The organism is Pseudomonas putida (assembly GCF_001976065.1).
GTDB classification, from domain to species: Bacteria; Pseudomonadota; Gammaproteobacteria; order Pseudomonadales; family Pseudomonadaceae; genus Aquipseudomonas; species Aquipseudomonas serbica.
On sequence record NZ_MNAH01000002.1, the window covers coordinates 827,190 to 841,201 of the forward strand.

Genomic DNA, 14,012 nt, shown 5'->3' on the forward strand with positions numbered 1-14,012 from the left:
CCGCCCGTGAAAACGGGCAGGAGGCCCGGCTTGTCCTAATTCCTTCGGTCGCCCCTCACTCGGGGTAGGAGAGACGCCAAAGCGAGATACCGCATGCGATTGCAAGGTAGACCTCCATGAAAACCTCATTCACCTCACAAGAGATCCGGATTAGTTTTTGCACTGTCTCCAGTACGCTCCTGCTGTGTTCATCCATGGAAGTGCAGGCCTCCCCCGCCGACGAAGAAACGACACCCTGGTACCGCCAGGATATTCCCGCCCTCACCTTGCCCGCACCCGCCAGCCACTATCCGGGCCATTTCAGCCCGATTGCCGATACCCGAAGTTCCAGCCTGACCGTCGAGGACGCCGCGCCCGGGGCCTGGGATCAACTCTATGGCCACGCCTCGCGCCAGGCACAGACCGACGCCCTGGCCCAGGGTTTTTCCATCCCTGGCTCCGGCGAACACAAAAGCCCGGCGCTGGTGACCCTGCAAAGCAATAGCGGTCATACCCAACGGGTCGGCCTGATTGGCGGCACCGCCGAGTTCCGTGGCAACGGCAACGGCTTGATGACCAACCGCGCACAGTCGGACCCGCGCAACGACACTCTCAACCTGCAAGGGCAGAGCCTCGGCGCCTACTGGAGCCTGACTGGCCCACAGGGTTGGCACGTCGATTTGTCCGCCAGCGGTGGTCGGGTCAATGGCTACAGTCGCAATGAACAAGGCGCCCGACAAATCACCGAAGGCAGCGCGGTGACGCTTTCGGTAGAAGGCGGTTTTCCGATTGGCATCAGCGAAAACTGGGTAGTAGAACCCCAGGCGCAATTGATCAATCAGCGGATCACCCTGGACACGCCTTATGCCGGTTCGAGCAATGCCTCCTCCAGTGACCTCACCTCGTGGAGCGGCAGGGTCGGTGCCAAGTTGAAAGGCAGCTACGACATCAACGGCCTTCCCGTCGAACCCTATGTGCGAACCAACTTGTGGCACACGGTGTACACCGGCAATACCGTGACCCTCGACCAGGTCGACAAGATCAGCAGCAGCCGCAACTCCTCGACGGTCGAACTGGGCTTGGGACTGGTCGCCAGAATGACACCCACCGTGAGCCTGTACGTCAGTGCGGACTACAGCAGTGATGTGGATGACAATGATTTGAACGGGCTGATTGGCAGCCTCGGGGTACGGATGCGTTGGTGAGCGGAACTGCCAGGACCTGACAGTTCCCAACGCAGGCTCTTCGCGGGCCAGTCGGATTGCCCGCGAAGACGGCGCCTGATCAGCCTTGCGGGCGCAACATCAACACCGCCAACGGCGGCAAATTCAACACCAGCGACAACGCCTGCCCATGGCTCGGCGTTTCCTCGGCCGTTGCCCCGCCACTGTTGCCATAGTTGGATCCGGCATAGATCGACGAATCGCTGTTGAACACCTCGCTCCAATGCCCGGCAAACGGTACGCCAACGCGATAAGCCTCGCGCGGCACCGGCGTGAAGTTGGCCACCACCAGTATCGGCTGACCGTCCTTGCTCCAGCGCATCCAGGCATAGACGCTGTTGATCGCGTCATCGCCAATCAGCCACTGGAAGCCCTGCGGCACGTCGTCCTGCTCGTGCAGCGCCGGCTCTTCGCGATACAACCGGTTGAGGTCACTCACCAGCTTCTGTACGCCTTTGTGTTCGGAGTACTGCAACAGGTACCAATCAAGCTGCTGGTCGTGGTTCCACTCGCGCCATTGGCCGAATTCGCAGCCCATGAACAACAGTTTCTTGCCCGGGTGGGTCCACATGAAGCTCAGGTAGGCCCGCAGGTTGGCGAATTTCTGCCAGCGGTCGCCGGGCATCTTGTCGATCAGCGAGTGCTTGCCGTGCACCACTTCATCGTGGGAAATCGGCAGAATGAAGCGCTCCGACCAGGCGTACACCAGGCCGAAGCTCAGTTCGTTGTGATGATGAGCGCGGTACACCGGGTCTTGCTGAATGTAATGCAGCGAATCGTGCATCCAGCCCATGTTCCATTTGTAGGCAAAGCCCAGGCCGCCCTGTTGCGTGCTCTGGCTGACCCCAGGCCAGGCCGTGGACTCTTCGGCAATCACCAGCGCCCCCGGTGCTTCCAGCGCGACGACGTCGTTGAGGTGACGCAGGAAGTCGATGGCCTCGAGGTTCTCCCGGCCGCCATGGCGGTTGGGTACCCACTCGCCGGCCTTGCGCGAGTAATCTCGGTACAACATCGACGCCACTGCATCGACCCGCAAGCCGTCAACGTGGAAATGCTTGAGCCAGTGCAACGCCGACGCCAGCATGTAGCCGTGCACTTCGGTGCGGCCCAGGTTGTAGATCAGGGTGTCCCAGTCCTGGTGAAAGCCTTCCTGTGGGTTTCCATACTCGTACAGCGCGGTGCCATCGAACTGGGCCAGGCCGTGGGTGTCGGTAGGGAAATGCGCCGGCACCCAGTCGAGGATCACGCCGATGCCCGCCAGGTGGCAGGCATTGACGAAGGCAGCGAACTCATCGCCCGTCCCGTACCGGGCGCTGGTGGCGAACTGCGAAAGCAGCTGATAGCCCCAGGAGCCGCCGAACGGGTGTTCCATGATCGGCATCAGTTCGATGTGGGTGAACCCCAGGTCCTTCACATACGGAATCAGCCGCTCGCCCAGCTCCGGCCAAGTGTACTGGCGGGATACTTCGCCCAGGTCGTCCAGCTCGCATTGCCAGGAACCGGCGTGCAGTTCGTAGATCGACAACGGTGCCGTCGGGCGCTGGCGCTCCCCGCGGGTCTGCATCCAGTCCTGATCCTGCCAGTCGATCCGTAGCGGCGGTGCGACCTTCGAAGCGGTGTCCGGCGGCAGGCTGGTGGCCAGCGCCATGGGGTCGGCCTTGAGTGGCAGGATCCCGTCCTTGCCGAGGATTTCGTACTTATAAGCCTCCCCCGCCTGCAGGCGTGGAATGAACAGTTCCCAGACGCCGGTAGGGTGGCGCAGGCGCATAGGATGGCGACGGCCGTCCCAGACGTTGAAATCCCCCACCACTGACACCCTCCGGGCGTTCGGTGCCCACACGGCGAAACGCACGCCATCGACCCCGTCCACGGTCTTCAATTGCGCGCCCAGGGCGCTGCTCAGGTCGCGGTGATTGCCCTCGGCGAACAGGTACAAATCCATCTCGCCCAGCAACGGTCCAAAACTATAGGGGTCTTCGGAAATCTGCTCGCCCCCGGCCCAGCGGGTTCGCAACAAGTACGGCTGAGCCCGCGGGAAATGCCCGACGAACAACCCGGGGGTCTGGGTCGCTTCAAGATTGCCCAACTCGTCGCCGGATGCCTTGTCCACCACCTGCACGCTCAAGGCCCCCGGCAGATAAGCCCGGATGAATTGTCCGCCGGCACCATCGCCGTGGGGGCCGAGAATGGCAAAGGGATCGCGATGCTCGGCACGCACCAGCGCATCGATATCCCGCGCCTTGGGTAGCAGCGCTTCACTGTGATGTTGACCCGTTTCCTTGTTCGAGAAACTCATGACTACTCTCCACCAAGATCGGAAAAGGGTTTAAGCCCACTCATTAATCCATATAAACCGTGCAATGGCACGGGCAGCCAAGCGGGGCGATTTTCCGCCTCGTAGGCCACTTCATAAGCTGCCTTCTCCAGACCGAACAATGCCAACGCGGCATCTTCGCCTTCAGGATCTTGCCACGCATGGCCTAGCGTAGCTGCCGCCAGCCGATAAGCGTGGATAAATGCCTGTCTTGCCTCACTTAAATACCGATCGCCGACCCGCTGGCGAGCCGCCTGGGCCTGGTCGGTGTTATCAACGTTGTGCACGTTGATGGTCATGGCCGCCGCGTAATCGAAGGAACGCAGCACGCCGCTGACATCCTTGTACGGGCTATGTTTGCCCCGTCGTTCCGGCAGCGGTCGCGCCGGCTCGCCTTCGAAGTCGATCAGGTAGGCATCGCCCTTGATCACCAGCACCTGCCCCAGGTGCAAGTCGCCATGCACGCGGATCCGCAGGCCACCGGCGGTTTTCTTGGCCAGCTCCTGGACATGGCTGAGGATGACCTTTTTATTGTCCAGTAAACGGCTGACCAGGGTTTTGTCCGCCGGGTTCAGTTCATTTTGATGTTGCTTGAGCAGCTTCAACGCATGCTCGATTTGTGCCACAACATCCTTGCCCGTCGCCAGCGCATCCTTTTGGGTGGTGGTGTACGGGGCAAAGTCAGGGTTGTCGCTCGGCGCCGCCAGTACCTGATGCATTTCACCCAGGCGCTGGCCGAGCATGGCGGCGAAATCCTTCAATTCCCCGAGGGCGTTGTAGTGTTGCTCCTGTTCGGACATTGCATCGGCGAGCTCGTCGCGCAGCGCCCGCTCCAGGTTGTTCTGGGTCCACTCCCAGGCATCGCCCTGGTTGCTCAGGTAACCCTGGGCAATCATCAGCAGGTTGTCTTCGCCCGCCGCATCCCGACGCACCACCGACCCCAGCAACGGCGAGATATTGGCGAAGCCGGCCGCGGTCAGGTACGCGCTCATTTCCAGTTCCGGGTGCACACCCGACGCGACCTTGCGGATCAGCTTCAGTACCAGGCTGTTGCCGACCACCACTGAACTGTTGGATTGCTCGGCCGACAGGTAACGCACATCCGACTCCGCCGTCAGGCCCAGTTTGGCCAGTTCGGCGGTGGGTTCGAAACGGATTTCGCCGCCGTCCGACGGCAACACCCTGTTGTCGTGCATGCCTTGCAGCACCGTGCGGACAAAGTTTTCCAGACTGAAGGCATCGGTGATCAAGCCAACCTGCGGACCACGGCGCACCCGCGACAGGGCCAGCTGCTGGGGCAATGCGGTGCCGACCTGGTCCTCGGCAATGAAGCCGAACGGCAGCTGATAGCGGCTGGTCTGGCCTGCGCTGGTGACTTCGATTTCACTCAACAATACCGGATGCTGGGCATCGCCAAAACGCACGCCGTAGGCCAGGTGAACCTGTTCGATAGCCGCATCCTTGCCGGCGAACCAGCGGCGGTTCTGCAGCCAGTTTGGCAGGATGCCCTGCTCCAGCGTCGCGCGCGATGGGGCCTCGAGCAGTTCTTCCATGCGTTTTTTCAGCACCAGCGTGGTGAAGTCCGGCAGGCTTTGCGCCGGCTCCACGTGCCAGCTCGGCATCTGGTTTTCCGCGGCGAGGCCGAACCAGTAGAAACCGTAGGGCGCCAGGGTCAGGAGGAAACTCAATTGGCCGATCGGTGGAAAGGCGTTACCGCCGAGCATCTCCACCGGCACCATGCCGACGTATGCGGACAGGTCCAGTTCCACCGCTTGGGCGCTGCGCGAAACGTTGGCCACACACAGGATGATTTCGTGCTTGCCGTCAGGGCCGGTGTATTCGCGGGTATAGGCCAGCACCCGGCGGTTGGCCGGTGAAAGCATTTTCAAGGTGCCCCGACCGAAGGCCTTGGACTGCTTGCGCACCGTGAGCATGCGCCGGGTCCAGTTCAACAGCGAATGCGGATCGCCGGCCTGGGTCTCGACATTCACCGACAGGTAGCCGTATTGCGGGTCCATGATCGGTGGCAGTACCAGGCTGGCGGGATCAGCCCGGGAGAACCCGCCATTGCGGTCGATCGACCACTGCATCGGCGTGCGCACGCCGTCGCGATCGCCGAGGTAGATGTTGTCGCCCATGCCGATTTCATCACCGTAGTACAAGGTCGGCGTGCCAGGCATCGACAGCAATAGACTGTTGAGCAGCTCCACGCGCCGGCGATCACGCTCCATCAGCGGCGCCAGGCGCCGGCGAATACCCAGGTTGATCCGCGCCCGACGGTCGGCTGCGTAGTAATTCCACAGGTAGTCACGTTCCTTGTCGGTGACCATCTCCAGGGTGAGCTCATCGTGGTTGCGCAAGAAGATTGCCCACTGGCAATTGGCCGGAATCTCCGGGGTCTGGCGCAAGATGTCGGTGATCGGAAAACGATCTTCCTGGGCCAGTGCCATGTACATGCGCGGCATCAGCGGGAAGTGAAACGCCATGTGGCATTCGTCACCGTTCAGGCCGGACTTATCGGTGTCGCCGAAATACAGTTGAGTGTCTTCCGGCCATTGGTTTGCCTCGGCCAGCAGCATGCGGTCCGGGTAATGGGCGTCGATTTCGGCGCGGATCTGCTTAAGTACGTCGTGGGTTTCAGGCAGGTTTTCGTTGTTGGTGCCGTCGCGCTCGATCAGGTACGGGATGGCGTCGAGGCGCAAGCCGTCGATGCCCATGTCGAGCCAGTAGCGCATCACCGACAGCACGGCTTTCATGACCTGCGGGTTGTCGAAATTCAGGTCTGGCTGGTGGGAGTAGAAGCGGTGCCAGAAGTATTGGCCGGCCACCGGATCCCAGGTCCAGTTGGATTTTTCGGTGTCGAGAAAGATGATGCGGGTGCCGTCATATTTTTGGTCGTCATCGGACCACACGTAGAAGTCTCGGGCTGCGGAGCCTTTTTTCGCCTTGCGTGCGCGCTGGAACCACGAGTGCTGGTCCGAGGTATGGTTGATGACCAGTTCGGTAATCACCCGCAAACCGCGCTTGTGCGCCTCGGCAATAAAGCGTTTTGCGTCGGCCATGGTGCCGTAGTCGCTATGGACGCCCCGGTACTCGGCGATGTCATAGCCGTCGTCGCGGCGTGGCGAGGGATAGAACGGCAGCAACCAGATGGTATTGACGCCCAGGTCGGCAATGTAGTCGAGTTTGGCGATCAGACCGGGAAAATCACCGATTCCGTCGTTATTTGAATCGAAATAGGATTTGACGTGGACTTGATAGATGACCGCGTCCTTGTACCAGAGCGGATCCTTGATGAACGTGGCTGCCTTGGGTTTCTTCGCCATTTGAAACTCCTGTTGAATTCGAAAGAGCACCCTTCTCACCGAGATCGTTCCCACGCTCTGCGTGGGAATGCATCCCGTGACGCTCTGCGTCACAGCGGTGGACGCAGAGCGTCCAGGGGCGACATCCCCACGCAGAGCGTGGGAACGATCATGGACTAAACAGTAATTCTCCAGATACCGAACGGCTGATACGCCGGGTCCAGGCGCATGAACTGGTACTTGCCGTGCCAGGTCCAGCGATGGCCATTCATCAAGTCTTCGCCTTGAGTGCTGGCGTCATCGGGCAAGCCCATTTCCCACAGTGGCAGCTCGAAATTCGCTTCTTGCGGGTTATGGGGGTCCAGGTTCACCGCGACCAGAATGAAATTACTGCCGTCGGCGCTGCGCTTGCCGAAGTAAAGGATGTTGTCGTTCCAGGCGTTGTAGACCTTAAGGCCCAGATGCGTATGCAGTGCCGGGTTTTGTCGACGGATGCGGTTGAGTTGGGCGATTTCGGCAATGATGTTGCCGGGCGCGTTGAAGTCCCTGGGGCGGATCTCGTACTTCTCCGAGTCGAGATATTCCTCCTTGCCCGGCACCGGCGCCGACTCGCACAGCTCGAACCCCGAATACATGCCCCACAGCCCCGAGCCCATGGTCGCCAGCGCCGCACGAATGAGAAAACCGGAGCGCCCCGATTCGTGCAGGAACGCCGGGTTGATGTCCGGTGTATTGACGAAGAAATTCGGCCGGTAGCATTCGCGCCACGGCGATTCGTTGAGCTCGGTGAAATAGGTCGCCAACTCCGCCTTGGTGTTGCGCCAGGTGAAATAGGTGTAGCTCTGGGAATAACCGACCTTGCCCAGTCGCGCCATCATTGCAGGGGTGGTAAAGGCTTCGGCCAGGAAAATCACCTCCGGGTATAGCGCACGAACGTCGGCGATCAGCCATTGCCAGAACGGCAGCGGTTTGGTGTGCGGGTTGTCGACGCGAAAGATCTTCACGCCCTCCTGCACCCAGCCTACGACGATGTCACGCAGTTCGATCCACAGGCTTGGGATTGCCTCGACGGCATAGAAGTCGACGTTGACGATGTCCTGGTATTTTTTCGGTGGGTTTTCGGCGTATTTGATCGTGCCATCGGGCCGCCAGTTGAACCAGCCAGGGTGCTGCTTGAGCCATGGATGGTCCTGGGAGCACTGGATGGCGAAATCGAGGGCGATCTCCAATCCATGGTCTGCAGCCGCCGCCACCAGTCGACGAAAATCTTCGCGACTACCCAGCTGCGAATGAATCGCCTCATGCCCGCCCTCTTCACTGCCGATCGCATAGGGGCTGCCCGGATCGTCAGGTCCGGCGGTCAACGAGTTGTTGGGGCCCTTGCGATAACTGCGACCGATCGGGTGGATTGGCGGGAAATACAGCACGTCGAAGCCCATGTCCTGGATCATCGGCAGCCGTGAATGCACATCGTTGAAAGTGCCATGGCGCTTGGGATCGTCGGTAATCGAGCGCGGGAACAGTTCGTACCAACTGGCAAACTGCGCCAGCTGTCGCTCGACGTCGACCGGGTATTCCGGGCTGAGGCTCAGGTAGGCACGATGATCGGCCTGAGCCATCAACTCGGCGCTACGCTGGTGCAGGAACAGTGCCACCTGCTCGGTTTCGAGCAGGCCCGACAACTCATGGTGCAAGGCTGCCAACGCCTCGCTGAGCGGTCCTTCGGCGCGTTCGGCGGCTTGCTGCACATGCAGGCGGCCTTCCTGCAACTCCAGACTGACGGGCACGCCAGCGGTGTGCTTTTTTTCCAGTTCGTAGCGAAAACTGGCGAATTGATCGATCCAGGCTTCGATGCAGAACACATACCGGCCCTGACTCTCTACCCGAAATCGGCCTTGCCAACCGTTATTGCCCAGCTCGGCCATGACCTCGCTTTGCCAGATCTCGTCGCCCTCGGCCCGCCAGCGTACCCGCACGGCCAGCTTGTCGTGACCGTCGGCGAACACCTTGCTGGTCACCACCACGTCCTCGCCGACCACGGCCTTGACCGCAAACTGCCCGCCCTCCAGGGTCGGCAGGGTATTTTCGATCACGATTCGCGGCAGCAACAACGCCTGTGAAAGCGGCATGTGCGGGTTGTAGCTCAGTTCAGTCGGTTTTTCAGCAGTCATCGAGCATCACTCCTTTACGCCCCATGGACGCTCTTGTGTCTGGTGTCTGGTTGCCATCCCGCCGAGTAATTCACCCTGGAATGAACTCACTTAGGTTCCGAACGCCGGCCGCCGGGAAAAGTTCAGCGGGATCTACCGGGAATCAAATCCTGCACACAGTGGTCAACCAACTTAAGCACGACTCACGCCATGTGCCACTGGAGACATCAACGATGAACAATCCATTTCCGGCCGAAACCCCTGATCCGAACATCGATAACCCGGTGATTCCACCCAGCGATCCGCAGCCTGTGCCCGAGCAGGAACCGCCCGGCAGCAACCCGCCACCCAGGGAAGAACCACCGACGACCATGCCACCGGTGATTGTGACCCCTGAATGAAGACAGTTGATCGCTCCCCTGGCGCACCGGGGGATCGATTGCAGGACTAAGCCGAAGGACGTTGCCTACGGGTGCGTAGTACCGGTCCTGAAGTGAATTTTATCTGCCGGTAAGGCGGTTATATTGCGCTTATCGAGCGACATACTGACGACGCCACCCACCTTGAGTACGGCCAGCCATAAGCATGATCTTTTTTAACGTCGGCAGATTCACAGAACGAGCAAGCGCAAAGGAAAACGCGCTTATCCGTGAACCCTTGATCGATGGCTGGCCTCACATTGAAAATCTTCAACTACGAATTTCTCTGCTTCCATACCGAGCGCAATCTACGAGAGGACGCTAGAAGCTCGATACTCAAGGAGTTGGACGATCATCTGCTTCTTGGTGAGTTCGACTATAGCCAGCATGAGCTATCGAATGAGCAGCGCTGCGCGGAGTACCCGGCGGCCGCCTTCGCTGGCAAGCCAGCTCCTACAGGTTCGTCGGTGGACGTTAATTGATGGACACTGCGCCAATCTGTAGGAGCCGGCTTGCTGGCGATCGGGGCTTGAGCTCCTACACAGGGTCTTTGTCTTTATCGATCAGCTTCACGATCCTCGGCATCACGCCAAGAATCAACAATGCCAACAACGTACTGAGCACCGCCGTCGCCTCCCGCCCCAACCCGGCGGACACGCCAATGGCGGCGGTCATCCACAGGCCGGCGGCAGTGGTCAGGCCCTTGACATGGCCTTCGTCACCTTCCTGGTTTTTCAAGATGGTGCCGGCGCCAAGGAAGCCGATCCCGGCGATCACGCCTTGCACCACCCGGCTCATCGCGTCGGCCTGGGAGCCGGACATTTGCGGTACCAGCACGAACAACGCCGCACCCAGCGCCACCAGCATATGGGTGCGCACTCCCGCGGCCTTGCCCTTGTGTTCGCGCTCGAAACCGAGAATACCGCCCAGCACCGCGGCCATCAGCAGGCGCACGGTGATGCGGGTCAATTGCGCGGCATCGCCGATGTCGGCGAACTCGGCTTGCAGGGTCACCCAGACTTCATGCCACCAGGCGTTCATCGCACTTTCCTTGATAACAGCAATGGTCATGGAGCATGGACCGCAGCAACCATTAATCAGTTGCACAGAACGATGCTCGGCGCAGGTAGCCTAATGATGCATCAGTCGTAAAAACAAGGATCACGTCATGACCGTACGCATCGAAAACGAGACCTGCTTCTTTACCACCGAAAACGGCGAGGAAATTCGCCTGTGCCCCGATGTGACCATTGTTACCGATGGGGCCAAAGCCATGTCGGCGGTTGACCTTAACGGCCAGCGGATCTACATCACCGAAGCAGAAGCCGACGCTTTGACCGTTGCAGGTGCGGTGGACGGTCGCCGGCATTTGAAGGCCACCGGCAGTGATTCGGTGATTTGACTGACGCAGATCAACCTAAACCGCAAGTGCCTGACATAAACGTCTGCGACCAGCTGCGACAGGTGCTTCAACTTGTCGCAGAAGGACTGTACGCGCGCATCTGATCCGGTTTTTAATGCAATACCTGAGTCTGTTATGAAAACAGATCGCCGCTCATAGTGCTCATGCCTGATGGAGGCTGATGAGCGAAAGACCATGAGCGATAGAATCCCCGTCCGAACCCTTGAGAGTGCCGCCCCAGTCAAGACTTTTGAGCCTTCGCGTACAAAGATGAAGGCCAAGTCCAGCGACAACCTGATCCATACCCGCAGCTTCACCGGTCTGTTCCGTAGCCTGCGCATCAGCGGCGCGGGTGTTCTGTTCCTGTTGTTCTTCGGTACCGTGTGGCTGGACTGGGGCGGTCGCCAGGCGGTGCTCTGGGACCTTTCGCAAAGCAAATTCCACATTTTTGGCGCGACGTTCTGGCCGCAGGATTTCATCCTGCTCTCGGCACTGTTGATCATTGCCGCATTCGGCCTGTTCGCGATCACCGTGTTCGCCGGCCGCGTCTGGTGCGGATACACCTGCCCACAGAGCTCCTGGACCTGGATCTTCATGTGGTGCGAGAAAATCACCGAAGGTGAGCGAAACCAGCGCATCAAGCTGCAAACGGCACCTTGGGGGCTGAACAAATTGATGCGCCGTTCGGCCAAGCACAGCTTGTGGCTGGCGATCAGCCTGTTGACCGGCCTGACCTTCGTCGGCTATTTCACCCCGATCCGCCCACTGGCCGAAGAGATGCTGACCCTGCACATGGGCGGCGTCAGCCTGTTCTGGGTGCTGTTCTTTACCGGCGCCACCTACATCAATGCCGGCTGGCTGCGCGAAGCGGTGTGCATGCACATGTGCCCATATGCGCGATTCCAGAGCGTGATGTTCGACAAGGACACCCTGACCATTTCCTACGACGTGGCCCGCGGCGAGAACCGTGGCCCGCGCAAGCGCGAGGCCAAGCCGGCCGAGGCCGGCCTGGGTGATTGCATCGATTGCCAGCTGTGCGTGCAGGTGTGCCCGACCGGCATCGACATTCGCGACGGCTTGCAAATGGAGTGCATCGGCTGCGCGGCGTGCATCGACGCCTGTGATTCGATCATGGACAAGATGGGCTACGAACGCGGCCTGATCAGCTATACCTCGGAGCATCAGTTGCAAGGCGGCAAGACTCACCTGTTGCGGCCACGTTTGATCGGTTACACCGCCGTGCTGCTGGTGATGATCGTTGCCCTGGTCGTCGCGCTGATGGAGCGGCCGATGGTGTCGCTGGACGTCAGCAAGGACCGCGGCCTGTTCCGCGAGAACAGTCAGGGGCAGATCGAGAACATCTATAGCCTGAAGGTCATCAACAAAACCCAGCAACGCCAAGACTACCTACTGGCCCTGGTCGACGGCGACGGCTTCCAGTTGCATGGCAAGACCGAGCTGAGCCTGGCGCCGGGCGAGATTGTCGATGTGCCGGTATCGGTGGCAATGACTACGCAGCGGCCGGGCAGCAGCTCGCAGGGCATCAGCTTCAAGGTCGTCGACAGCGATGAGCCAGGCGTCTTCAGCGAGGCGAAGAGCCGGTTTGTTGCACCGATGAACCGTTGATCCCTTAGACTGCGGTGCTGCCATTCGCGAGCAGGCTCGCTCCCACAGGTACTGCCTCGTTCTTGTGGGAGCGGGCTTGCTCGCGAAAAACTCACCTCATTTTTTCTGAATGACACCAATCCGGGCTTAGGATGAAACGCTACGAAAAATTCGCCGATGATATCGCTGAACTGATCCGCACCGGTGTCCTCGGGCCGGGCCAGCGCGTGCCGTCGGTGCGCTATGCCAGCCAGACCTACGGGGTCAGCCCATCCACGGTGTTCCAGGCGTATTACCTGCTCGAGCGCCGCGGCCTGATTCGCGCCCGCCCGCGTTCCGGCTACTTCGTCAACGCCCACGCGCCACGGCCGTTTTCCGAGCCGCAGATCAGCAGCCAGGTCACTGAATCCACGGAAGTCGACGTCAGCGAACTGGTGTTTTCGGTCCTCGACTCGATCAAGGACCCGAACACCGTAGCCTTCGGCTCGGCATTCCCCAGCCCGACCCTGTTTCCGCTGCAACGGTTGTCACGCTCGCTGGCCAGCGCCAGCCGCGAGATGGACCCGCGCATGGTGGTCACCGACATGTCGCCGGGCAACCCGCAACTGCGCCGGCAGATCGCCCTGCGCTACATGGTCGGCGGCCTGATGCTGCCGATGGAGGAACTGCTGATCACCAACGGCGCCCTGGAAGCGCTGAACCTGTGCCTGCAAGCGGTGACGCAACCCGGCGACCTGGTGGCCATCGAAGCCCCGGCGTTCTACGCCTGCCTGCAAGTGCTGGAGCGTTTGAAACTCAAGGCCGTGGAAATCCCCGTACATCCGCGCGACGGCATCGACCTCAAAGTGCTGGCGCAAACCCTGGAACGGCATCCGATCAAGGCCTGCTGGTGCATGACCAGTTTCCAGAACCCCATGGGCGCGACCATGCCCGAAGTGAAAAAACGCGAACTGGTGGAATTGCTGCGCAGCCATCAGGTGCCGCTGATCGAGGACGACGTCTACGCCGAACTCTATTACGGCCAACAGGCGCCCAAACCGGCCAAGGCGTTTGATACCGAAGGCCTGGTGATGCATTGCGGCTCGTTCGCCAAGAGCCTGGCACCGGGTTACCGCATCGGCTGGGTCGCTGCCGGGCGTTATGCGCAGAAAATCGAACGGCTCAAGCTCATGACCTCGCTCTGTGCTTCGATGCCGGCCCAGGCCGCCATCGCCGATTACCTGCAGCACGGCGGCTATGACCGGCATTTGCGCAGGCTGCGGTACGCCCTGGAGGAACAGCAAAGCGCCATGCTGTCGGCCATTGCCCGCTATTTCCCGGCGCAAACCCGCGTCAGCCAGCCGGCGGGCGGCTATTTCCTCTGGCTGGAACTGCCCGAGCAGATGGATTCATTGAAGTTGTTCCAGATGGCATTGGCACAGGGCATCAGCATTGCGCCGGGGCCGATTTTTTCGCCGACGCAGCGGTTCAGCAACTGCATTCGGTTGAATTATGGGAGCCCTTGGGATGAGGCGGCGGAAAAGGCGATGGAGACGCTGGGGCGGATTGTCAGATCCTTCTAAAAGCAAAGATCGCAGCCTGCGGCAGCGCCTACAGGCTGGCTGCGATCTGTTGA

Annotated in this window: 9 protein-coding genes; 5 read left to right on the forward strand and 4 right to left on the reverse strand. The window is 60.4% G+C overall.

Translation table 11 applies throughout. The annotated features are described in order from the left end of the window. Positions 1 to 116: 116 nt before the first annotated feature. Positions 117 to 1,184: an autotransporter domain-containing protein gene (locus BKX96_RS10230; RefSeq protein ID WP_077183747.1), complete on the forward strand. Its 1,068-nt coding sequence runs from the start codon at positions 117 to 119 to the stop codon at positions 1,182 to 1,184. Positions 1,185 to 1,263: 79 nt separating this feature from the next. On the opposite strand, the gene glgB is transcribed toward BKX96_RS10230, so the two are convergent. The 3 genes from glgB to BKX96_RS10245 all read right to left on the reverse strand — a co-directional run bounded on the left by glgB (position 1,264) and on the right by BKX96_RS10245 (position 8,992). After that, entirely contained in the window at positions 1,264 to 3,498 is a 2,235-nt protein-coding gene (glgB, locus tag BKX96_RS10235) for a 1,4-alpha-glucan branching protein GlgB (RefSeq protein WP_077183748.1), read from the reverse strand. A 2-nt stretch (positions 3,499 to 3,500) separates the two neighbouring features. Further along, complete coding sequence (gene treS, locus BKX96_RS10240) at positions 3,501 to 6,842, reverse strand: maltose alpha-D-glucosyltransferase (protein WP_077183749.1); 3,342 nt, start codon at positions 6,840 to 6,842, stop codon at positions 3,501 to 3,503. A gap of 155 nt (positions 6,843 to 6,997) precedes the next feature. Then, positions 6,998 to 8,992 (reverse strand): alpha-1,4-glucan--maltose-1-phosphate maltosyltransferase, encoded by a 1,995-nt coding sequence (locus BKX96_RS10245; protein ID WP_077183750.1) that lies wholly within the window; start codon positions 8,990 to 8,992, stop codon positions 6,998 to 7,000. Between the two features lie 212 nt (positions 8,993 to 9,204). Here BKX96_RS10245 and BKX96_RS32845 point away from each other — a divergent pair, with 212 nt between their 5' ends. Continuing rightward, a complete protein-coding gene (locus BKX96_RS32845; protein WP_162837839.1) occupies positions 9,205 to 9,372 on the forward strand; it encodes a hypothetical protein in 168 nt (55 codons plus the stop codon). Between the two features lie 555 nt (positions 9,373 to 9,927). Here the strand turns inward: BKX96_RS32845 and BKX96_RS10255 are convergent. Next, on the reverse strand, positions 9,928 to 10,431 hold the full coding sequence (locus BKX96_RS10255; protein WP_077183753.1) for an MgtC/SapB family protein: 504 nt from the start codon (positions 10,429 to 10,431) through the stop codon (positions 9,928 to 9,930). Between the two features lie 127 nt (positions 10,432 to 10,558). Between BKX96_RS10255 and BKX96_RS10260 the strand changes: the two genes are divergently transcribed. The 3 genes from BKX96_RS10260 to mapR all read left to right on the forward strand — a co-directional run bounded on the left by BKX96_RS10260 (position 10,559) and on the right by mapR (position 13,959). Further along, entirely contained in the window at positions 10,559 to 10,792 is a 234-nt protein-coding gene (locus BKX96_RS10260) for a DUF3203 family protein (RefSeq protein WP_077183754.1), read from the forward strand. Between the two features lie 195 nt (positions 10,793 to 10,987). Further along, positions 10,988 to 12,418: a cytochrome c oxidase accessory protein CcoG gene (gene ccoG, locus BKX96_RS10265; protein WP_077183755.1), complete on the forward strand. Its 1,431-nt coding sequence runs from the start codon at positions 10,988 to 10,990 to the stop codon at positions 12,416 to 12,418. 131 nt (positions 12,419 to 12,549) lie between these two features. Continuing rightward, entirely contained in the window at positions 12,550 to 13,959 is a 1,410-nt protein-coding gene (gene mapR, locus BKX96_RS10270) for a GntR family transcriptional regulator MpaR (RefSeq protein WP_077183756.1), read from the forward strand. Positions 13,960 to 14,012 lie beyond the last annotated feature (53 nt).